The organism is Limosilactobacillus panis, from assembly GCF_019797825.1.
Lineage (GTDB): Bacteria > Bacillota > Bacilli > Lactobacillales > Lactobacillaceae > Limosilactobacillus > Limosilactobacillus panis_A.
In genome coordinates this window covers 28936-48918 of the sequence record NZ_CP081855.1, presented here as the reverse complement: position 1 = coordinate 48918, position 19983 = coordinate 28936, and the positions used below count along the sequence as shown (strand labels likewise).

22 protein-coding genes and 1 tRNA gene are annotated in these 19983 nt (G+C 50.2%); 9 read left to right on the top strand and 14 right to left on the bottom strand.

Going from position 1 to position 19983, the window contains the following annotated elements; genetic code table 11:
• Position 1: 1 nt before the first annotated feature.
• Both KZE55_RS00240 and KZE55_RS00235 read left to right on the top strand, forming a co-directional pair.
• Positions 2 to 1003, top strand: coding sequence for a D-2-hydroxyacid dehydrogenase (locus KZE55_RS00240; protein WP_222258362.1), 1002 nt, complete (start codon positions 2 to 4; stop codon positions 1001 to 1003).
• A gap of 2 nt (positions 1004 to 1005) precedes the next feature.
• A complete protein-coding gene (locus KZE55_RS00235; RefSeq protein ID WP_222258361.1) occupies positions 1006 to 1443 on the top strand; it encodes a GNAT family N-acetyltransferase in 438 nt (145 codons plus the stop codon).
• A gap of 441 nt (positions 1444 to 1884) precedes the next feature.
• Here KZE55_RS00235 and KZE55_RS00230 read toward each other — a convergent pair whose 3' ends face one another.
• Positions 1885 to 2310, bottom strand: coding sequence for an Rrf2 family transcriptional regulator (locus tag KZE55_RS00230; RefSeq protein ID WP_222258360.1), 426 nt, complete (start codon positions 2308 to 2310; stop codon positions 1885 to 1887).
• 136 nt (positions 2311 to 2446) lie between these two features.
• On the opposite strand from KZE55_RS00230, the gene KZE55_RS00225 reads away from it, so the two are divergent.
• The gene (locus tag KZE55_RS00225; RefSeq protein WP_222258359.1) at positions 2447 to 2869 is read left to right on the top strand and encodes an OsmC family protein; all 423 of its coding nucleotides are present in this window, start codon (positions 2447 to 2449) and stop codon (positions 2867 to 2869) included.
• Between the two features lie 68 nt (positions 2870 to 2937).
• Here the strand turns inward: KZE55_RS00225 and KZE55_RS00220 are convergent, their stop codons facing one another.
• Positions 2938 to 4266 carry an ISL3 family transposase gene (locus KZE55_RS00220; protein ID WP_222258013.1) on the bottom strand — a complete coding sequence of 443 codons (1329 nt, stop codon included), beginning with the start codon at positions 4264 to 4266 and terminating at the stop codon, positions 2938 to 2940.
• 217 nt (positions 4267 to 4483) lie between these two features.
• Between KZE55_RS00220 and KZE55_RS00215 the strand changes: the two genes are divergently transcribed.
• Genes KZE55_RS00215 through KZE55_RS00205 form a run of 3 tightly spaced genes read left to right on the top strand, consistent with a single transcriptional unit; the run spans position 4484 to position 6248 of the window.
• Positions 4484 to 4810 carry a PadR family transcriptional regulator gene (locus KZE55_RS00215; RefSeq protein ID WP_047766877.1) on the top strand — a complete coding sequence of 109 codons (327 nt, stop codon included), beginning with the start codon at positions 4484 to 4486 and terminating at the stop codon, positions 4808 to 4810.
• Positions 4807 to 5382, top strand: a complete 576-nt coding sequence (locus KZE55_RS00210) for a DUF1700 domain-containing protein (protein ID WP_222258358.1) — start codon at positions 4807 to 4809, stop codon at positions 5380 to 5382. The genes KZE55_RS00215 and KZE55_RS00210 overlap by 4 nt, the downstream gene beginning before the upstream one ends.
• A complete protein-coding gene (locus tag KZE55_RS00205) occupies positions 5382 to 6248 on the top strand; it encodes a DUF4097 family beta strand repeat-containing protein (RefSeq protein WP_222258357.1) in 867 nt (288 codons plus the stop codon). Before KZE55_RS00210 ends, KZE55_RS00205 begins: the two co-directional genes overlap by 1 nt.
• Before the next feature lie 49 nt (positions 6249 to 6297).
• Here KZE55_RS00205 and KZE55_RS00200 read toward each other — a convergent pair whose 3' ends face one another.
• Together KZE55_RS00200 and KZE55_RS00195 are read right to left on the bottom strand one after the other, a co-directional pair.
• Entirely contained in the window at positions 6298 to 6813 is a 516-nt protein-coding gene (locus KZE55_RS00200) for an ECF transporter S component (protein WP_222258356.1), read from the bottom strand.
• A 21-nt stretch (positions 6814 to 6834) separates the two neighbouring features.
• A complete protein-coding gene (locus KZE55_RS00195) occupies positions 6835 to 7224 on the bottom strand; it encodes a DUF4430 domain-containing protein (RefSeq protein ID WP_222258355.1) in 390 nt (129 codons plus the stop codon).
• Positions 7225 to 7414: 190 nt separating this feature from the next.
• Here KZE55_RS00195 and KZE55_RS00190 point away from each other — a divergent pair, with 190 nt between their 5' ends.
• Positions 7415 to 8365: a DNA-methyltransferase gene (locus KZE55_RS00190; RefSeq protein ID WP_222258354.1), complete on the top strand. Its 951-nt coding sequence runs from the start codon at positions 7415 to 7417 to the stop codon at positions 8363 to 8365.
• Between the two features lie 58 nt (positions 8366 to 8423).
• Here the strand turns inward: KZE55_RS00190 and KZE55_RS00185 are convergent, their stop codons facing one another.
• From KZE55_RS00185 to yycF, 10 genes are all read right to left on the bottom strand, one after another.
• On the bottom strand, positions 8424 to 9596 hold the full coding sequence (locus tag KZE55_RS00185) for an iron-containing alcohol dehydrogenase (RefSeq protein WP_222258353.1): 1173 nt from the start codon (positions 9594 to 9596) through the stop codon (positions 8424 to 8426).
• 366 nt (positions 9597 to 9962) lie between these two features.
• Positions 9963 to 10496, bottom strand: coding sequence for an NADPH-dependent FMN reductase (locus tag KZE55_RS00180; protein ID WP_222258352.1), 534 nt, complete (start codon positions 10494 to 10496; stop codon positions 9963 to 9965).
• Between the two features lie 61 nt (positions 10497 to 10557).
• Positions 10558 to 11037: a 23S rRNA (pseudouridine(1915)-N(3))-methyltransferase RlmH gene (gene rlmH / locus KZE55_RS00175; protein ID WP_047769452.1), complete on the bottom strand. Its 480-nt coding sequence runs from the start codon at positions 11035 to 11037 to the stop codon at positions 10558 to 10560.
• A 558-nt stretch (positions 11038 to 11595) separates the two neighbouring features.
• Positions 11596 to 12093, bottom strand: a complete 498-nt coding sequence (locus KZE55_RS00170; protein ID WP_047769439.1) for a phosphatidylglycerophosphatase A family protein — start codon at positions 12091 to 12093, stop codon at positions 11596 to 11598.
• 225 nt (positions 12094 to 12318) lie between these two features.
• Complete coding sequence (locus tag KZE55_RS00165) at positions 12319 to 13587, bottom strand: S1C family serine protease (RefSeq protein ID WP_222258351.1); 1269 nt, start codon at positions 13585 to 13587, stop codon at positions 12319 to 12321.
• A 71-nt stretch (positions 13588 to 13658) separates the two neighbouring features.
• Positions 13659 to 14465: an MBL fold metallo-hydrolase gene (locus KZE55_RS00160; protein WP_047769443.1), complete on the bottom strand. Its 807-nt coding sequence runs from the start codon at positions 14463 to 14465 to the stop codon at positions 13659 to 13661.
• A gap of 22 nt (positions 14466 to 14487) precedes the next feature.
• Positions 14488 to 15327, bottom strand: coding sequence for a two-component system regulatory protein YycI (locus tag KZE55_RS00155; RefSeq protein WP_047769445.1), 840 nt, complete (start codon positions 15325 to 15327; stop codon positions 14488 to 14490).
• A 12-nt stretch (positions 15328 to 15339) separates the two neighbouring features.
• A complete protein-coding gene (locus KZE55_RS00150; protein WP_222258350.1) occupies positions 15340 to 16635 on the bottom strand; it encodes a YycH family regulatory protein in 1296 nt (431 codons plus the stop codon).
• Positions 16613 to 18481: a cell wall metabolism sensor histidine kinase WalK gene (gene walK / locus KZE55_RS00145; RefSeq protein WP_222258349.1), complete on the bottom strand. Its 1869-nt coding sequence runs from the start codon at positions 18479 to 18481 to the stop codon at positions 16613 to 16615. The genes KZE55_RS00150 and walK overlap by 23 nt, the downstream gene beginning before the upstream one ends.
• Before the next feature lie 13 nt (positions 18482 to 18494).
• Positions 18495 to 19202: a response regulator YycF gene (gene yycF, locus KZE55_RS00140; RefSeq protein ID WP_222258348.1), complete on the bottom strand. Its 708-nt coding sequence runs from the start codon at positions 19200 to 19202 to the stop codon at positions 18495 to 18497.
• Positions 19203 to 19363: 161 nt separating this feature from the next.
• On the opposite strand from yycF, the gene KZE55_RS00135 reads away from it, so the two are divergent.
• A tRNA-Lys gene (locus KZE55_RS00135) sits at positions 19364 to 19436 on the top strand.
• A 64-nt stretch (positions 19437 to 19500) separates the two neighbouring features.
• On the top strand, positions 19501 to 19944 hold the full coding sequence (locus KZE55_RS00130) for a winged helix-turn-helix transcriptional regulator (protein ID WP_222258347.1): 444 nt from the start codon (positions 19501 to 19503) through the stop codon (positions 19942 to 19944).
• Positions 19945 to 19983 lie beyond the last annotated feature (39 nt).

Sequence of the window (19983 nt, the reverse complement as noted above, 5' to 3'; positions counted from 1 at the left end):
AATGACTAAAATTTTAATGACCAGTGTAAGAGACGATGAACAGGCCGCCATTAAGGCCTTTGCCAAGGAACACGATGTTGAGATCACCACGACCCCCAAGCTGATCGACGACGCGGTTGACATGACAGCGGGGATGGATGGCCTGGTTATCCAGCAACGGAGTAAGGTTGATCCCGCGGTCTACCCCAAACTGAAGGCCAACGGGTTGAAGCAGATCGCCACCCGGACCGCCGGCTTTGACATGGTCGACATCCAAAAGGCCCACGAAAACGGCCTGATTGTCACCAACGTCCCGGCATACTCGCCCCGGTCCGTTGCCGAACACGCCCTCATGCAAATCTTCCGCCTGCTCCGTAAGTCCTACCGCTTCGACAGCCAGGTCGCCCAAAACGACTTCCGCTGGTTCAGTGACGAGCAGGCCTTAGAAATCCACACCGCCACCATCGGCATCATCGGGGTGGGCCGGATTGGTGGTACCCTGGCCAAGCTCCTCAACGCCCTGGGCGCCCACGTCCTCGGCTTTGATGTTAAGCCCAGAGAAGAGATGAAGGGCATCGTCGACTACGTTTCTAAGGAAGACCTCCTCAAGCAAAGTGACGTCATCAGCCTCCACGTGGACCTCAACCCAACCTCCACGGGCCTGATCACTGGTAAGGACCTGGCACTGATGAAGCCGACTGCCGGCCTGGTCAACGCCAGTCGGGGTCCTGTCGTGGTCACGGCGGACTTAGTTGACGCCCTGAAGAAGAAGGAAATCGCGGCCGCCGCCTTAGACACCTTCGAAGGGGAACAAAAGGTCGTCATGACTGACCGCCGGGAGAAGGGCCTTGACGACGTGCCGTTGATCAAGGAGCTTCACGAGATGGACAACGTCATCCTGACGCCCCACATCGCCTTCTTCACCAACCTGGCCGTCAAGAACATGGTCGACTTCTCACTGGAGGACGTCCTCACCGTCCTCGCTGGTAAGAAGTCCCCACACGAAGTTCAACCGGAGAAGTAACAATGGACTGGTATGACAAGGATTTTGACGAACTAACCGTTCACGAACTGTTTAAGATTTATAAGCTCCGGGCCCTGGTCTTCAATACCGAACAGGACAGCGCCTACTACGACCCCGACGACGATGACCCGCAAGCCCGCCATGTTTTCTGCATGGCCGGCCAGGAATTAGTTGCTTATGCGCGCTACTTCACCACGGGTGATCACGTTACCTTCGGCCGGGTCGTGATTGCTAAGGACTACCGTGGACAAGGACTAGGAACGCCACTAATGGACCACATCCTCGCCGGTATCAAGCGGCACTTCCCCGGTAAGGAGATCATTATCCACGCCCAGGTACAAGTCGAAGGATACTACCGGAAATTTGGCTTCAAAAGCTATGGTGACCAGTTCATCGAGGCCGACCGCAAGCACGTTCACATGAAGCATCCCGGACTTTAGAGGTCAGGATATCAGCTTAAAATAGGAAAATCCGCACCACAAATTTTGAATCGTGGTGCGGATTTTTTCCTTTTGCTACATGTGAAAAAACGGTGAGCGCAAGTCAGCATCCTCTTTTCATCTTCTATATCACAGACACATCAATTAACCATCATTACATTTTATAATCATGTTATAATATAGATACAGAAAAAGCAGGCCCGTTAAAAAGACGGTGACCTGGTTACTTTAGATCAATAGAAGATCGTCCGCGAACCGGCCAAAGTTCTATGCGGACGGTCTTTTATTTTCAACAGAATGTGAAAACAAAAGTCAGCAATGCAACTACGAAGATCGGGAAATAACTTTGATTTTCTAGTCCAAGATAGGAAAATCCGCACCACGAATTTTAGAAATCGTGGTACGGATTTTTGGGTGTGAGGAGCTTCTTCTCCAGTTCCTTTATTCTTCCATCTTCGCCCGGACCGCATCGACAACCGACTGCAGGCTAATCTGGGCCATTTCCTGTTCCGCGGCAATCTGTACCTGTCCATACGCCTCGCTAAGGACCGCCGGCATGCTGCGGCCCAGGGGCTGGTTGTGGTTGACTTCCTGGTCAACGTTTAAGAAGTGCTGATGGTCCTCCACCGCCTGGTAGACATCGAGGAGACTGACTTGGTTCGCCGGCCGCGTCAGGCTGATTGCAATCTCGTTCCCCTTGCCCTTGCGGTTTAAGATCCCCGCCTTGACCATCCGGGCGATCAAGCGCCGAATCAAACTGGGATTTGAATTGACACTATCAGCAATTGTTGAGCTGCTAGCACTCCCTAAAATTTCTATGTATACCAAGATGTGTACGGCGTCGCTCAGCCGGTGCGAATATTTCATCTTTATCTCCCCATTTATATTCGTTTAATACCTAAATTATAGGCTATTAATGCGGATGGTCAAAGAAGCATTTTAATTGCACCCGAATTTTTTGTCCGGTAAACTTAAGGCAAATTGATAATCAGGAGGTTTTAATATGAGTACCTACAAAGTTAGAGCAACAAAGACCACCACGGGAATGCAGGTTGCGGCCGGGGCCCGCGGCTTTGAAATTACCTTTGACGAGCCGAACAGTACCAACACGGGGATGAACCCGGTGGAGATCCTCCTCGCCTCATTTGGGGCCTGCCAATCCATCACCGCCACCGAACTCGCCCGGAAGCGACACTTTGACTTACGGGCCTTCTGGGTCGACGTCGAAGGGGACCTCGGCAGAGAAGAGGTCGACGGCCAAAAGCTCTACAAGTTCACCGAGATTCGCTACGAGCCCCACTTGCGCAGCGACGAATCGGACGAAGATATTAAACAGTTCCTGGCAGACGTGGCCAAGAGCTGCCCGGTGGAGAACACCCTGATGCACGGGGCTAAGTTCAAGCAAACCGGCTTTGTTAAGGAATAACAAACTACGGAGCACGGGAAATTTTGGCTCTTCGTCAAGAAGTACTGATAAGATAAATTGAATAATTTCTATGCAGCTCTTGCCTGACCCTGGACATGAGCTGTTTTATTATGCCAATTAATGGCGATATAAGAATTCGGCAGGGAAATCAGGATACGAACGCGGAAGTGGAAGAAGTTACGAAAGCCATAGGCAGTCCGTTTGATAACTTTAATCTTATTGTTTGTACCCTCAACGGGACCATTCGTGTAATGATCATATTTGAAGCTGGCGATGATTTCTTGACGATGGGTTCGCAGAGTGCGTTGGACCTTCTGAAACGCTTGGGGAAGCGCGGTCCATTTGATAGCTAATAGTTGGTTGAGAGCTGACTTACTCCGATGATTAACTGCTAGAATCAGGTCTTGGTAATATTGATAGGCCTGCTTAAGCTCGTCGTCGAAAGCTAATAAACGATGAATAACCTCAATATCAGTTAGCTGGGCGTAACCAAAATTGCGGCGGCGCCAAAAGTTATCATACTTGAGGAGTGCACTAGGGGTTAAGAGCAGTTTCCAAAAATGTTTGAGAGCTCGCCATTGCCGGGAACTTTTTCCGGCACGGTTCATTACTTTAATCCTAGTTTGGTTCAGGGCACGATAAGCTTGAGCTACGACATGGAAGTGGTCCGCGATAATTAAAGCATGCGGAAATAGCTCTTGAATCAAGCGGCGGTAAGGAGTATAGAGATCGACCGTAACAGTTTGAACCGCTAAACGAGCGCGGTGACTATAACGCAGGAAGTAATTGCGAAGAAAGCTACTCCGGCGTGAAAGAATGATATCGAGCGTTCGATGGTTCTCAATGTTTACGAGAATCATGCTCATTCCGCTGGGCGCAAAGCGACCAGAATGAAAGTCATCGAAGGCAATATGACGGGGAAGCCAATGGTAGTTAGGCTTAAAGACATGATCAAGGTGATTAATTACGCGCCTGACGGTCCAGCCCGAAACAGAAAAATCATCGGCGATATCAGTTTGGGATTCATTCTTAACCAGTTGCATCATAATGCGTTGCTTAATACTCGTGGCGATATGGTGACGATATTGGACATCCTCGACCGGAGCTAATTTCGTCACTGTTTGTGGACATTGAGGAGAAGCTGGGCAAATATACTTCTGCTTTTTAATCGACCAAACAGTCGGCTTGTAATGAAGGTCTGCCCCATGATAGTTAACGATTTTAATGCCATTCTTGTACATTAGCCGGCCACAATGAGGACAATGCATGGGGTAGGATTGAACAAGATGGACCACAATATAATCGCCGTGATCGGCAATCGAGTCTTCTTTAGTATTGGTATCAAGTTCAAGATGAGTGTCTTTAATTCCGAGAGCAGTTCTGATAGAATTATCCATGAAAGATGGTCCTTTCTTAAACGAAGACGGGGGTCAGCCATCTTTCGTTTTTTATTTTAAATTTAAACCAAAATAAGCACTGATGTTAAATCCATCAGTACTTAAAATTGTAGAACCGAAATTTTCCCCTACTCCGCTTTTTTTATCACAATATTATTGCAACTATAATACTATATAACATATAATATTAGATGAACGATAGCAAAGGAGGGTCACCATGAAAATAACCATTACTGCCGACCTCCTTGATGGGATGGTCCTCGCGATTCTTGAGCGTCAAGACTATTACGGGTACGCCCTCACCCAGGAGATGCAAAAGGCAATCTCAATTTCCGAATCCACGATGTACCCAGTCCTGCGGCGGCTCAACCAGGGTGGCTATTTGACCACCTACCAGCAGAGCTATCAGGGCCGCAACCGGCGCTACTACCGCATTACCCGCAAGGGCGAGCAGCACTTGAGCCGGGTCCGCAAGCTATGGAACGACTATAAGGAAAGCCTCGACCGGGTGTTTAACGCTAGCGATAAGGGGGAAGAACAATGAACGCACGCGAACAATACATCGAACAGTTAAAAAAATACCTGAAGGGCCTGTCACAGGCGGACCGGGACGACGCCATCGACTTCTACAGCGAGTATATCGATGATGCCGGGTTAACCACTGTTAAGGAAATCGTCGACAAGCTGGGCACGCCCGAGCAGCTGAGTACGGACATCATCGCCAAGACGACCGGCAGCCAGCCGAACGGCCCGGCCAGTCGACCAGTGAATTACGTAAACGACCGGCGGACCCGGACCATCCTCTACATCTGCCTCGCGGTGGTCCTCATTATCTTCTTGGGGCCACTTGCCCTGGGCCTTTTGCTCGGCTTCTTCGGCCTGATCATCGGCGGGCTGGCCTCCATCTTTGGCCTGGGCATTGGGGCCTTCGCGCTGGCCGGATCACTGTTTGCCACCGACGTGTGGGGAGCAATCTTCTACTGCGGGGGCGGGATTGCCCTCCTCGGCCTGCTGATTATCTTCGTGGCCATTGTGGTCTGGGCCATCAAGTGGCTTTGCCGAGGCTGTAAAAATTTCGTCAGGTACCCCAGGAACAAGTCTAAGGAGGGCGCATAATGAAAAAAGCACTTAGTATTGGGGGCATCCTCGTCATCATCGGGGCCATCATGGTGGCTGTGGGCTTCTTTAGCCATCCCCAGCCTTTCCACCCCTTCGACGAGGAGATATTCAACCACGTCAATAAACAGACACTGACTAAGCAACACTTCGACCGGGTCAAGGTCACGGCGGCCTCCGCGGATGTCAAGGTCCGGCAGGGCGACCACTACGGCGCATACTACTACGGCAAGAAGCACGCGGCTTTGCAGACGACGGTCAAGGACGGCCAGCTTATCGTTAGCCAAACCACTGCCGTTAAGACGAAGCACTTTAGCGTCTCCTGGAGTGATGATAGCAACGACCAAATCGTTATCACGGTGCCAAAGAACAAGCAGGTCCGGGACTTGACTATCAAGGGTAATGACGATGTTACCCTAAAGGACACCCGTTTTGCTCGGGTTCACGTCAAGACGCACGGCGGTGACGTCACCGTCAACAACAGTAAGATTAAGGGTGGCACGATTGACTCCGCATCCGGCGACATTCGATCCGCCAATAGTCGGTTAACGGCCACCAAGCTTAATTCCGCCAGTGGCGACACTGACCTCTACAAGGTAACCGTTAACGGTGGGCAGGCCGACCTATCTTCGGGTGACTTCACAGCCCGCAAGCTGACGGTCAATGGCCACTACCTCGTCAATAACCAAGATGGGGATAACGAGGCCCACGCCCTGAACGATCCGGGGGTAATTCTGACTAGCGACGACGGCAACGTCAGTCTGGGCCACCAGGAAAAGGACGATGGTGGAACCCTCGAACGCAACACCGATAATCCTAACCTCATCAGGATGATAACCCAAGACGGGGACAATTCATTTGATTAAACGCAAAAACACGGCTGAGAAAATTCAAATTTTCTCAACCGTGTTTTTTTCACTGCTTAAAATACATCTTCAGCATCTTGGTCAGGGGCTTATACAGGATAAAGTAGAAGCCCAAGTTCCCGGCCGCGTGGTAGAAATCGAACAGCAAACCGTTCAGCCAGTAAACGATGAAGGCCGCGAAGCCCCCGTAGATTGACATCCCAATGCTGACGAAAAAGCCGTACTCAAAACCGAGGAAGCCGGCCAGGATAACCTGGAGAATCAGGTGCTTACGAATTGGCAAGACCTTGGCCAAACCGGCCACCGTCAGCACACAGACCGCGTAGGCAATAATCTGGGGAACGGTCCAGATTCCAAAGCCCAGCACCAGGTTAGAAACAACCATGATCATCATGGCCAGCGATATGCCGAACCCGATCCCTAATACCAGGGTGACAATCATAATCATGTCGGTGACCGGCTGGACGTTGGGAATCGGGATTCGAATGATCCGGAAAACAACGCCAATCGCCGTGAGCATTGACATTAATGTCATCCTTTTGATGCGGTCATGCTCAGTTGTCATCGTTGCTCCCCTTTAGTTGCCTTAATTGCTCATCTTACTGAGGTTGAAGACAACGTGGTCATTGTTTTTAACGTGCTGTTGCATTACCGACTTGTTGCTGGACTTGCCGTTGATCGTGTAGGTCCAGTAGATTTTCTTCTTGTTGTTTTGGCTGTGACCATCGATTGAAGATACCATGTCCTTGTCGGCAATCTTGACCTTCCAGCCCTTCTTGAGGCCGTTCAGGACGGTGGCGTTATCCTTAACCGTGACCTTCTTGTTAGCGAACTGCTTGTTGTTCTTCTTTAAGGTGTAGGTAACCTTGATATTGTTGCTGGCCTGGGCCGGCGTGTTGTTACCCTTAATCCCATTCAAGAACAGAAAAGCTAAGAAAACCGTTACTAATCCTGCAATCCACTTCATCATTTTCATTGTCAAACACTCCTCATTTCTGTGTTACCTTTATGATACCGGTAGGTGTAAGCATTTGCCAGCAAATGGGGATGAGTGGAAATTTATTACCAGAAATAGGCAAGAATTTCACATTAATGCCGGAGAAGACTAAGGCGGGACCCAACATGCGTTATACTAGAATGAAAACACGAGTTTGGATGGTGACAAAATGACGAAATCAGCCCGGAACAAGACAATTGATTTTGACCTTGCACACGCACCCGCGGGCGTTCTTACCCAAATTAAAACAGCGGCAGATGATCTCACAACCATAAAAAAGGTGGTAGACCAGAGCATCAATGGTGATTCGTTTTCCATCCTCCCCCAGTTACCGGATAAGGTGGCCGACCTGGCCCTGGTGGACCCGCCCTACAACCTCAACAAGCAGTATGACGGGCTTCACTTTAAACGCCTGGCGGATAATGACTACCAGACCTACACCCAGCGCTGGATTGACGCCTTGAAGCCAAAACTAAAGCCGGACGCCAGCCTTTACGTCTTCGCGGACTGGCAGACCAGCATCGCCCTGGCGCCGGTTCTGGGCAAGAACTTCATCATCAAGAACCGGATTACCTGGCAACGGGAAAAGGGACGGGGCGCCAAGACCAACTGGAAGAACGGGATGGAAGACATCTGGTTTCTGACCATGAACATCAAAGACTACACCTTCAATGTCAACCAGGTAAAGCAACGGCGACAGGTGGTCGCCCCTTACCGAGAAAACGGTCAGGCAAAAGACTGGCAAGAAACGAAGGTGGGGCGCTTTCGGGACACCATGCCGTCTAACTTCTGGGATGATATTTCGATTCCGTATTGGTCGATGCCGGAAAACACCGGTCACCCTACCCAGAAGCCGGAGAAGCTGTTAGCAAAGACGATTCTCGCCAGTTCTAACCCCGGGGATGTGGTCCTCGACCCGTTTGCCGGGGCCGGGTCAAGTTTAGTTACGGCTAAAAAACTGGGGCGTCACTTTATCGGAATTGAGCAGAGCAAACTCTACACAGCCTGGGGAATTTACCGCCTGATGAAGGCCAATGATGACCGCAGCATCCAGGGCTATACGGATGGTGTCTTTTGGGGCCGCAATACCGGTGCTCTGCAACGCGCTAGTAAAAAGTAACAAAGGGACGAGACAGGAATTTCTCCCATCTCGTCCCTTATTTTATTTGAATCAGTAATTAGTAAATTCCATCGTAAGCCTTTTGGAAGAGCTTGATGACGTCTTCCTTGGTCCCTTTGCGAGGGTTGGAGAAGGCGTTCCCGTCCTTGAGGGCATTTTCGGCCATCAATTCGAAGTCTTCTGGCTTTGCACCAATGGCCTTGATAGAGTCCGGAATACCAATGGCCTTAGCCAATTCACGCATCCCGTCGATGGATTTGTGAGCGGCTTCCATCGTGGTCATGCCAGTGGTGTCGTAGCCCATAATCTCAGCCAATTTAGCAAAGCGGTCTGGGCAGGCGATGATGTTCCATTCTTCAACAACTGGCAGCATCAGTGCACAACAGACACCGTGAGGAGCGTCATATTGACCACCCAGTTGGTGTGCCATGGCGTGAACGTAGCCCAGGTTGGCGTTGTTGAAGGCCATGCCGGCAAGCATTTCCCCTTCAACCATCTTGGTCCGGGCCTCCACGTTGTGACCATTAGCAACTGCTTCTGGCAGGTACTTTTGGATAATCTTAATTGCCTTTTCACATTGGCTATCGGTGATGTCGTTGTGGTCAACGGAGACAAATGGTTCCACCGCTTGGACATAGGCATCCAAACCGGTAGCAGCCGTAGTTGCTTGTGGGATGTCCAGCATCAGCATTGGGTCGTTGAAGGAAACCAGTGGAATGTTTCGCCATGAAACCACAACGAACTTCAGGTGGGTCTCTTCGTTGGTAATAACAGCGTGCCGGGTCAGTTCAGAACCAGTCCCGGCAGTGGTGTTGACCGCCATCAGTGGTGGCAGTGGCTTTCCCAGAGTTTCGATACCGGCAAGCTTGGTAATGTCGTCACCGTTTGTCAGGATAATTCCGATTCCTTTACCACAGTCATGAGCAGAACCCCCACCAACAGTAATGATACTGTCACAATCATTGTCCAGGTAGATTTGCTTACCTTTCTTGATATCCCGAATCTTCGGATTTTCCTCCGCACCATCGAAGACAACGTATTCAACACCCGCCGCCTTCAGGGAGTCCAGGGTTTGGGCAACCGGACCGTTTTCCATATTGACGATATGCCCCCCGGTAACAACCAGGACCTTATGCATGTTAAGCATCTTTGCCCGGTCACCAATCTTCTTGATGACCCCCGGGCCAAAGAAGTTCACACTTGGCATCAGAAAATCAAATTGACGTTCCATTAAATAACAGCTTCTCTCTTTAATTTTTTACGTTCTAATAATTACACATTTCAGGAATCTTTGCAACAATTTTCACGAACTGTTTCCTTTGATTTATTGCATTCTAATGCGGTTTCAAAACGTATTAACGTGGTAAATCTCGATTTTTATCACAAGTTTTAAAGAAAGGGAGTGAGACAGAACTAGCTTGCTAGTCCGTCTTTCGACGCGAAGCTAGCCTGTAAAGAACCCCCGTCGAAGTGAAGCAAGTCTTTAGGAAGCACAAAGAGGGCTCTAGTATTCGGATTTTCCGAACGCTAGAGCCCCTTTGTGTACTACGCTGTAGCATTTTTAACTATATGGGGAACTTATGTCACAGTCCCTTACTTATAAGACATTTTCAAATTCCTGACGAAGCAGGGCCGCCTCATCATCATGGGTATGCAGGCGATAATCGGCCGTGGCCAGGGAGTCACCCGGCATCAAGCTGATTTGCGGGTTGACCGCCAGCTGCTTCATCTTGAGGCCAGTGACTACTAGGCGCATTGCTGCCTGGGCCTGGTTGCCCCCGTGACCGCCAAAGGTAACCAGGCTAACCGGCTTCCCCTGCCATTCCTTGGCCAGGTAGTCAATCGCGTTCTTCAGGGCCGCTGGATAACCCCAGTTGTACTGGGGGAAGAGAAAGATAAAGCCGTCATATGACTGAACTAACTTACTCCACTTCCGGGTCTTGGCATGGGTGTAGAGGCCGGTGAAGGGGATGTGCGGTTCATCCAGCATCGGCAGGTTAACCTTCTTCAAGTCAACCACATCGAAGTGAACCTGCTGACTCTTCATCAACTGGACCCGCAGCCAGTCGGCCACCTGCTTGCTCCGTCGGTTGGGCCGGACACTACCAATCAGAATTGCCACTTTCTTCATATCATAATCACCTCAGCTCCAGTATAGTTCACGAAAAGAGGACCGTCACACCTTACGCTTACTACTTGTGATAAGGCAGGCCGTTGATAATCGTGAAGGCCCGGTAAATCTGCTCACTCAATACTAACCGCATCAACTGGTGGGGCAGGGTGAAGCGGCCAAAGGAAATCTGGGTGTCAGCCCGCTTCAAAACCGCCGGGCTCAGTCCCAGTGATCCGCCAATAACAAAGGTGATGTCGCTGTGACCGTAAGTTGCCAGCTGGTTGATCTCCTTGGCAAACTCCTCAGACGACCGTTCCTTACCCTTAATTGCCAGGGCGTAAACGTACTCCCGGTCCTTAATCTTGTTGAGGATGCGCTCCCCCTCCTTGGCCATTACCTCATCCATCTCGGCCTGGCTCAGGGATTCGGGCGCCTTTTCGTCAGGCACCTCAACAACCTGGAACTTACAAAAGCGGCCCAGGCGCTTGCCATACTCCGCAATTCCCGCCTTAAAGTACTTTTCCTTTAACTTACCGACACCAATTATTTTGATATTCAAGATATCCACCACTTTCCACACGTTTTCCACAAAGTTATCCACAGGCTGATTTGGGGATGAAATATATCTCCGAATGTTCGCTTCTTAATTCACAAATAAACCGTTTTCTGAGAATGGACTTATCCACAGTTATCCACAAAAACAATCGTTCGCTGTTGATAACTATAGTTGTTGATATAGCAGCGTTTAACGGGTACAATGTGGAAAAGTTTTCCACTTATCCACCACTAGCCCCGCTGCCTGTGGATAACTTTCTTATTCGCTAATGTGCCGATTTCACAGCAATGTTTACCAAAATAAAAATTTTCCACTAGTTATCCACCAACTTATCCACAGAAAATATCAACAGCTTTTCTTTCATATTTCTCCCCTAAAATAACACGGCTTGTGGCATTTAAGCAACTTACCGTTGTTAAGTGAATGTTAACCTTTAAATAAACGGGTAACATTCGGTTTTAAAAATGCATTTGCGGATAAAATCCGTCCCGGTTATCGACAAAGTGGGCAAAATAAAAAAGACCCCCTACCGACTTTTGCACAGGCAGGAAGTCATTTTAGTTAGGCGTAACTGTGGGCAATCTTACCAGCGACCGCAGAAACAATCGCTGCTAAGAGGTCGTCAATAAAGGTGTTAACATGTTGGCCGTCGTGGTCGTACTTCGCAATAATCCCCTTCTTGACCCGGTCGAAATAACCAAAGTTGGTCGTCCCAATCGTCCCGTAGATGTTGGCAATCTGCAGGGCCAGGGTTTCATCAACCCCGAAGACACCGGCGTCATTGACGATGATGCTCGACAGCGGCTCCGCAACCTCACCCTTCTCGGTCAGGCGGTCGAGTTCCAGCATGACCATTGCATTGTTAAGGAGCTCCCGCTTGTGGAGGGCGTCCTGCAGGTATTCAGTACACCGTTCCTTGGTTAGCTGGGGCTCAAATTCAATTTGCGACTCGTAGATAATGTCAATTAAGTCATCCAGGTTAACCCCCCGCTCCTTCAAGCGGCTAACGACGAATTCGTAGGCCTTCGTGTCCGGGTATTTAAATTTACGATTGTTCATTTATTTCACCGTCCTATTTCGAAATTAAGTTATTAGCCATTCTACCACTATTAATACGGAAAGCATGGCTTAATGCTCTTTTAGTTTTCCGAATATTACACAGTAATCGCGGAAAAACCAAATAGGCTTGCTCCGCGTCGAAGCGTGCTCCTAGTGTCTAGCGCCGCGAAGCAAGTCCATTGATTACGGAGCACTCTGAAGCTTTTTTCCCAGCTTCTTTCTTGTTTATTCACCATCATCTTCCTGCTGGTTGTCGTCGGTATTGGCGGCTTCCTTGGTCAGGTGGAGGGTGGCCGTTTGCTGGTGACCATTCCGGTAGAAGGTGACCTTCGTGGTGTCACCAACCTTGTACTTGTACAGGGCCGCCCGTAATTCGTTCGTGTTGTTAATCTTCTTGTCACCCAGCTGGGTAATCACGTCGTACTTCTTCAAGCCCGCGTTATCAGCAACCGAGCCGTTAGCAACCTGGAGGATCACGACCCCCTTATTGACGTTGCTTGGCAGCTTAAGGACGGACTGCTGTTGGTCGGTAGTAACGCTGCTCAAGTCGGCCATCCCCAGCCCCAGTACTGGCCGGGAAATCTTTCCCTTCTTGACCAGCTGGTTGATGATGCTAACCACCTCGTTACTTGGGATGGCAAAACCAATCCCTTCAACCGAGGAGCCATCATTATCGGAGGAGAGCTTCATTGAATTAATCCCGATTACCTGGCCGGCCATATTAATCAGGGGGCCACCAGAATTCCCGGAGTTAATTGCCGCATCGGTCTGGATAACGGACGTCAGCGTGCCATCGGTTCCCGCCTTAAGGGTCCGGTTCTTTGCGGACACAATCCCCTTCGTGACGGTGTTGGCATACTCACTACCCATTGGGGACCCAATTGCCAGAACATCCTGCCCGGCCTTGATTGAGTTCGAGTTCCCAAAGGAAGCAACTTCCTTCACGTTGGCTGCGTTGATTTTTAGTACGGCCAGGTCCGTAGCGGAATCCGCCCCCACTAGTTGGGCGTCAACCTTCTTGCCATTGCTCAGAATGACTTGGAGGGCGTTGGACCCCGAAACAACGTGGTTATTAGTAACGATGTACGCCGTGTTGCCGGACTTCTTGTAGATAACCCCGGAGCCTTCACTGGCGGTCTCCAGCTTGTTACTATCACTTGACGACGAGCTGTCCCCGCCCTGGATAGTACCGAAGATTCCCAGCGCACCGTTGCCCTGCTGGACCTTCTGCTTGTTAAGGACACTGACCACCGTCGATTGGACGGAATCATAGGCCTTCGTCGACTGGGTGTTCAGGTTAGCCTTATTGCCGTTTACCTTGGTCCCGCCGGACTTGTTTGACCCCATCGGTACCCGGGTACTAACAGTGGCCTCGTGGTGCTGGATGGCGCCGTTAATGCCGAGCGTCACGCCACCACCGATCAGGCCGGCTAGTAAGCCGACCCCGGCGACCTTTGCCCAAAAGCGGCGACTAACTGGTTTATCATCCTTCATTACTCATTCCTCCATCAGTAAATCTCACTTTTACCCTACCGGAAAGTTATGAAATTTCTTTGAATAAACCGTTACAGGACCATTAATTTGCTTGGTTGCTCCGGCTCAGCGTCATCGAGGCGGAAGTCGTGGTCCACGCCAAAATCGTGTTGCTCCATCATGCTGGCAACGGTGAGGTGGGCCAGGGACCGCATGTTGTTGTGCTGGCTGCGGTGGCCGAGGAAAATCTCCTTGGTCCGCCGGCCGACAACACTCATCAGGGCATCGGCCCCCTCCTCGTTGGATAGGTGGCCCTCATCCCCTAAAATCCGCTGCTTGAGAGGCCAGGAGTACGGGCCCATCCGGAGCATTTCCGTATCGTGGTTACATTCCATCAGGTAAGCGTCCGCATCCTTGATGGTCCCCGCAACCCGGCTGGAGACGTAACCGGTGTCGGTCAGGATGCAGAAAGTTTTGTTGTCGTGGTGCACCTGGTAGAATTGGGGTTCCGCTGCGTCATGGGAAACCGCAAAGCTCTCGATATCCATATCACCAAATTCCTTGACGCTGTTAGGCGCAAAGATAAACTTCTGGTCTGCCGGAATCTTGCCGACCTTGCTGGCCATCGCGTCCCAGGTCCCCTGGTTGGCGTAGACGGCCATCCCGTACCGCCGGGCGAGGACCCCGACACCGTGGCAGTGGTCGCTGTGCTCGTGCGTTACAAAGATGGCCTCAACATCGGCTAGTGAGCGGTTGATTTTATTCATCAACCCCTCAATTTTCTTCCCACTGAGGCCCGCGTCAATCAGGATCCGGTGGTGGTTGGTCTCCAGGTAGGTCACATTGCCGGTGCTCCCGCTTGCTAGAATGCTGTAACGTAATGAATCGGTATCTGTCACCAATAATTTCCCCTTTTTACAATTATTTAATACTATCCATGTTCACGGTGTCCGGTGACGTCTTCATCACCGTACTGTTAAAGGCGTTGACGTTCAGCCGCTGGGTCGTGTCAGACGTCTTCGTCTTGATCTGCACTAGCCAGGTTGGGACGTATACTGCCCGGTCGTGATTATTCGTCGTCAGCAGTTTGGTGTAGCCCAGGATTGCCCAGCGAATCTGTGAATCGTTGGGAATCTGATTATGCCGGTATAGCCAAATAACCGCGTGCTGCTGGCTAATCGCTGTGGCCCGTTGCTGGAGGGTCATCGGGTTCTCAATGTAGCCCTGTGTGTAGCCCGTTACCTGGTTGCCGTTATTAAGGTGGAAACGGACCTGCCCATCATTATTTAAGACTGGCTGGCCCTTAACCATCTGCGTGTAGACAACCGTCTTTTTGTCAGAAAGTTGGGCGTTGTAGCGGTATTTTGTCCCCAACGGCACTTGCCGGGCCGACTTAATTACCTGGTTGAGCCGGTCATCCGGGTGAGTGTGACTAACCTTGATTGGTGAGTCAAATTCACTGTTGAGCTCGCTATCTGAGAAGTGGGCGGTCTGGTTCCGTAGCTTAGTCATCTGCTGCTCAAGTTGGCCCCCATCTCCGGACCGGGTTCCCGAAATGTAGTAACCAGAAGGCTGATGCCTTGAAAGGGACGTATAGGTAATTGAGTCCGCCCGCATTTCCTTAAGGACCGCGGTCTGGTGGCCCTGCTGACTATTTGAAATGGTGAACCGGCTCCCCTGAAAAAGGAGCTCACAGCCCACGATGATATCGAAGGCAAGGAAGGCAAACAGGAAAATCCATTGAATACGTTTAAAATTCATTTTCGTGCCCCCTCACTTAATCAATTCCGTGTAGTTGATCCAGTTACCATGGTACTTCACAAAGTAAGATGGTGTTAACTTAACGACCTTCTTGTTCTTATTATCGGTCTTCCACAGGTAGCCAACCCGCAGGCCCTTAACTTCCCTAAAGTGGGGACTGGCGTGCAGTTGGTCAAAGACGACCGTGCTTGACGGCAGGCGGACTTCCTGCTGGTCAATTGGCAATGGCACCTGGACGGAGTAAATACTCATCTGGCAGTGCTCGGTCCCGCCACGGGTCAGGCGTAACTTGATTGTCCCGTAGCCATCGCTGTTAAAGATTGGAAAGTCATCGACGTAGCTGCGGTAGGTTAACTGCCGCTGGTGGTCGTTAGCCCCGTCAAAGCGGATGTTGCTCAGCTGGACTCCCGTCTTAACGAGACGGCTGTAGAAGTACGAGTACAGTTGTTCGTTGGTTCGCTGGTCGTCGTTATTCAAGAAGGCCTTGTAGTTGACCGTTCCCCGGTCTTGGTTAAAGGTCATCTTCCGGTTGGTTCCGTTCGAGTGAATAACGTTGTCACCGCTATGACTGGTCGTCACGTTGGCGTGCTGGTTGCTGCTCATCAAGTTTGTCGACAGGGTATCAATATTTTGGTTAGTTACCTGGAAGGCAAAGGTCGGTAGGCTGAAGCCCCGCGGGTAGGTCATTACCGTCTGACCATTAATGATTTTATGGTCAACGGGGATCCGGCTTGCATTCTTTGCAATGTTTTGGACCTGGTCGAAGTTGCCCTTACTGAGCCGTAAGCGGTAAATCCCGTAATGGTGGTCACTCAACAGGTAAATTTCCCGCGGTCCCCCTAGGGGAATCACGATGTGGTTGATTTGGTTAACCTGGTCACTATTGATTGACTGGGAGAAGGTCTCGTTAAAGACCACCGTCGGCACCCCATCTGGGTAGCTCATCATCAGTGAGTTGCGCCGCCGCAGGTAAATCAGATAGACATCACTGTTGTTGCTTTTGACGGTCGAAACCCGGCCAAACTGCCAACCATGGATAGTGCCCTTAAGTTTATGAATTAGGTTAACTTGGGGGTTGTACAAAATTGCCTGGTTGCCCCGCCGGTCAGTCTGAACCAAGCTGGTTGGCAGGTAAACATCACCCATTGATTGGGTCGTAAATTGTTGGTTCGAATGAATCAGGTTATCATGCCGGGCGCCCTCGTATTGAAAAGGATTCGTCCAGACCAGTCCAGAAATTAGTAGGCTGATGATTACGACAAGCGCTAAGGCAAATGATAGCCAGTTAGTCCTTAGTTTCTTGAACATCCCAGTCATCCTCCTCTTCATAAGGTACGTATGGCAGTGAGATATAGAAGGTTGAACCCTTACCTTCAACACTGTCGACCCAAATTTGGCCACCGAGCATATTGACAACTTCCTTGGAAATTGCTAAACCAAGCCCGGTACCACCCTGCTTCCGGCTCCGTGCTTTATCGACCCGGAAGAAGCGGTCAAAGATCCGGCCAAGGTCCTTACGCGGAATCCCTAGGCCTTGATCCGAGATACTCAAAATAACGTGATTATGCGTCTCCAGTAAACGAGTCGTAATTACACCACCATCTGGTGAATACTTAATCGCGTTGTTCATGATGTTGTCAATTACCTGGGTGAATTTGTCGGTATCAATTTCCACCCAGAGGTCCTTACTAGTGAAGTAACGCTCAATCGTGTACTTCTTGCTATTTTCGTCATTTTCGTTTTTCTTAATAATCATGTCGAAGCGGTTCAGGATGTAGTTGAAGAGCTCCTTGATATTGACGTATTCCAGGTTCAACTTGGTGGTCCCGGAATCCATCCGCGAAAGGCTCAGGAGGTCGTTGATCATCCGAATCATCCGGTTGGTTTCGTTTTGAATTACCGTCAAGAATTTTGGGGCAATCTCCTTATCCTGCCAGGCCCCGTCACTCAAAGCCTCGACGTAGCTGTGGACACTGGTCAGGGGGGTCCGTAGCTCGTGGGAAACGTTGGAAACGAACTGCTTCCGTTCCCGCTCTTCCTTTTGCTGACTAGTGACATCATGAAGGACACAGACTAGCCCGCTGACAAAGCCCGATTCCCGCTGAATTGGCGAGAAGTAGGCTTTTAAAATCAAGTCGGTCCCCTCGTTGGACATGTCGATAATCATTTCTTCCTGATCCGTGTTAATCAACTGACGGACGGTGTAGTCGTGGCGAATGTCTAAAACGTCAATGATTGACTTCCCAATTAAATCGTCCTCGTGGTCAACACCGAGCAGTTGGAGGGCCATGTTATTAACGATGGTCACATTGCCCCGCCGGTCGGTCGCCAGGACCCCGTCGGACATGTGGGATAGGACGCTGTCAAGCCGCCGCCGTTCTGAATCTGATGACTCCTGGGCCTCCTCAACCCGCACGGAGAGGTTATTAACCGCCCCGGCCAGTTGACCCAATTCGTCATTTCCCATAACCCGGACTTGACCGGAGAAGTCCCCGCGGGCAATTCGTAGCGTCTGCTTTCGCATTTCCTCGATTGGCCGCGTTATTTCCTGGGAAATAAGAATGGCCAAGAAGAGGCTCAGGGCAATGGTGATTAGGGCTGCTGACAAGTAAATCAGGGTAATGCTGTTGATGTTGGAGTATACCCCTTCCAGACTAGCCCGCAGATATACCGCCCCAACAACGTTATTATTGCTATCGTTTAAGGGAATAACGTTAATGTAGTAGCGGTTATGATTGGAACTATCATAAATATTTTCGGAGTGGGTCCGGTTATTGACCAGGGTCGCCTTAATCGTGCCATCGGTGGTTTTTTGGCCCACGATTCCCCGAATATCACTCGTGCTGGTGCTCCGGATAATTCCCTTGCTGTCAATTACCCGAATCTCCGAGATGTTGTTGTTATTGACTTCCGACAGGATCTGCCGCATCTGCTGGTTGGCCTTCTTCTTGTTGGACCGCGAAAGCTGTTCGCTCAACGAATTATCAACGTATGACGGCAGTTCAATAGTTTGTTTAAACGTATTCAGGCTTTGATGCTCCAATTGACGCACAAAAACCGCCCCGACGCATTCCAGCGTTAACATCAACATTAACGCAAACACGAGGGCGATTTTTACCCGAATCGATTGATAAAATTTTAATTTGCTATTCACAACCGTTCAGCCTCTAATTTTGATCAGGATTTGCTAAGTAGTAACCAACACCCCGCCGGGTAATCAACCATTGTGGCTGACTTGGATTATCCTCAATCTTTTCACGAAGCCGCCGGACAGTAACGTCTACCGTCCGGACATCACCGAAGTAGTCGTACCCCCAGACAGTCTGCAGGAGGTGCTCCCGGTTGATGACCTGACCAATGTGTTGGGCCAGGTAGTGGAGCAACTCAAACTCCCGGTGAGTCAGGTTGATATTTTCACCCCGCTTAGTAACGGTGTAGGCTTCAGAGTGGATGGTCAAGTCGCCGACCTTAATGTCACTGTTCTTATCCTCTTCCGCTGGCGCCTTTAGAGTAGCCTGCCGCCTTAAGTTAGCCTTAACCCGGGCAACCAGTTCCCGGTTAGAGAATGGCTTAGTAACATAGTCGTCAGCCCCAAGTTCCAGGCCAAGGACCTTATCCAGTTCCGAGTCCTTCGCGGTCACCATAATGATGGGCATCGTATGCTTGGCCCGGACCCGCTTGGCAACCTCAAGGCCGTCAATCTTCGGTAGCATTAGGTCCAAAATAATCAGGTCGGGGTCTTCAGATTCGACCTTCTCCAAGGCCTCCTCACCATCAAAGGCCACGACGACTTCATAGCCTTCCTTTTCCAAATTAAACTTTATGATATCTGAAATCGGCTTTTCATCATCAACAACAAGAATTTTCTTTGCCATATCAATAATCCCTCCGTTGGGTATAATTGATCAAAAATTTAAAACATTCATTATTAAGCTAGCTCAATTATAGCACAGGTTCCTAAAACTTTTTTAGCAAAGGCCGTTGACAATTCATGGTATTGATGGTAGATTAGTAAAGTACCTTGTTAAGAGGTCATGGGCAGTTAGCTCAGCTGGCAGAGCAACGGACTCTTAATCCGTGGGTCCAGGGTTCGATCCCCTGACTGCCCATCAGAGGTTTACAGAGATTGAGGTTTCCTCAATCTCTTTTTTTGTTTTCCGGGAGGTATTGATGATGGCACAAAAGACGGTCCTTAGTGAAATTCAGGTTACTCTCGACGTAATTGGTGGCAAGTGGAAGCCGTTGATTCTCCACTACCTGGAAACCAACGGGACCAGGCGCTACAGCGAGATCCTTCATTACCTGGAAACGGCGCCAAAGAAGACCTTGACCGCACAGCTAAGGGAGTTGGAAGCGGCCGGAATTATTAGCCGCAACGTCATCCCCACCGTCCCCGTCCAAGTTGAATACGCCGTGACCGCACACGGCCAAACCCTCTTTCCCATCCTCGATGTCATGTGCTCTTGGGGCTATATCAACGGAAAAGGCTACGATATTGAGCACCGCACCTGTGAATATAGTGAGGCTACTAAGCAGGTTAAAGAGGAACGGCTGCGCAAGCTCAACCAGCTCTACGCCGCTGACCACCACCCCACCAACCAGGGTACTTCAAAGTAACCTGGGAAATAAAAAGTGCCGTCTTGTCGACTCAGCACT

What these genes read in the sequence shown, in the direction of transcription:
- KZE55_RS00240 (WP_222258362.1), top strand. Translation starts at nt 2, where the DNA reads ATGACTAAAATTTTAATGACCAGTGTAAGAGACGATGAACAGGCCGCC.
- KZE55_RS00235 (WP_222258361.1), top strand. Translation starts at nt 1,006, where the DNA reads ATGGACTGGTATGACAAGGATTTTGACGAACTAACCGTTCACGAACTG.
- KZE55_RS00230 (WP_222258360.1), bottom strand. Translation starts at nt 2,310, where the DNA reads ATGAAATATTCGCACCGGCTGAGCGACGCCGTACACATCTTGGTATAC.
- KZE55_RS00225 (WP_222258359.1), top strand. Translation starts at nt 2,447, where the DNA reads ATGAGTACCTACAAAGTTAGAGCAACAAAGACCACCACGGGAATGCAG.
- KZE55_RS00220 (WP_222258013.1), bottom strand. Translation starts at nt 4,266, where the DNA reads ATGGATAATTCTATCAGAACTGCTCTCGGAATTAAAGACACTCATCTT.
- KZE55_RS00215 (WP_047766877.1), top strand. Translation starts at nt 4,484, where the DNA reads ATGAAAATAACCATTACTGCCGACCTCCTTGATGGGATGGTCCTCGCG.
- KZE55_RS00210 (WP_222258358.1), top strand. Translation starts at nt 4,807, where the DNA reads ATGAACGCACGCGAACAATACATCGAACAGTTAAAAAAATACCTGAAG.
- KZE55_RS00205 (WP_222258357.1), top strand. Translation starts at nt 5,382, where the DNA reads ATGAAAAAAGCACTTAGTATTGGGGGCATCCTCGTCATCATCGGGGCC.
- KZE55_RS00200 (WP_222258356.1), bottom strand. Translation starts at nt 6,813, where the DNA reads ATGACAACTGAGCATGACCGCATCAAAAGGATGACATTAATGTCAATG.
- KZE55_RS00195 (WP_222258355.1), bottom strand. Translation starts at nt 7,224, where the DNA reads ATGAAAATGATGAAGTGGATTGCAGGATTAGTAACGGTTTTCTTAGCT.
- KZE55_RS00190 (WP_222258354.1), top strand. Translation starts at nt 7,415, where the DNA reads ATGACGAAATCAGCCCGGAACAAGACAATTGATTTTGACCTTGCACAC.
- KZE55_RS00185 (WP_222258353.1), bottom strand. Translation starts at nt 9,596, where the DNA reads ATGGAACGTCAATTTGATTTTCTGATGCCAAGTGTGAACTTCTTTGGC.
- KZE55_RS00180 (WP_222258352.1), bottom strand. Translation starts at nt 10,496, where the DNA reads ATGAAGAAAGTGGCAATTCTGATTGGTAGTGTCCGGCCCAACCGACGG.
- KZE55_RS00170 (WP_047769439.1), bottom strand. Translation starts at nt 12,093, where the DNA reads ATGAACAATCGTAAATTTAAATACCCGGACACGAAGGCCTACGAATTC.
- KZE55_RS00165 (WP_222258351.1), bottom strand. Translation starts at nt 13,587, where the DNA reads ATGAAGGATGATAAACCAGTTAGTCGCCGCTTTTGGGCAAAGGTCGCC.
- KZE55_RS00155 (WP_047769445.1), bottom strand. Translation starts at nt 15,327, where the DNA reads ATGAATTTTAAACGTATTCAATGGATTTTCCTGTTTGCCTTCCTTGCC.
- KZE55_RS00150 (WP_222258350.1), bottom strand. Translation starts at nt 16,635, where the DNA reads ATGTTCAAGAAACTAAGGACTAACTGGCTATCATTTGCCTTAGCGCTT.
- yycF (WP_222258348.1), bottom strand. Translation starts at nt 19,202, where the DNA reads ATGGCAAAGAAAATTCTTGTTGTTGATGATGAAAAGCCGATTTCAGAT.
- KZE55_RS00130 (WP_222258347.1), top strand. Translation starts at nt 19,501, where the DNA reads ATGGCACAAAAGACGGTCCTTAGTGAAATTCAGGTTACTCTCGACGTA.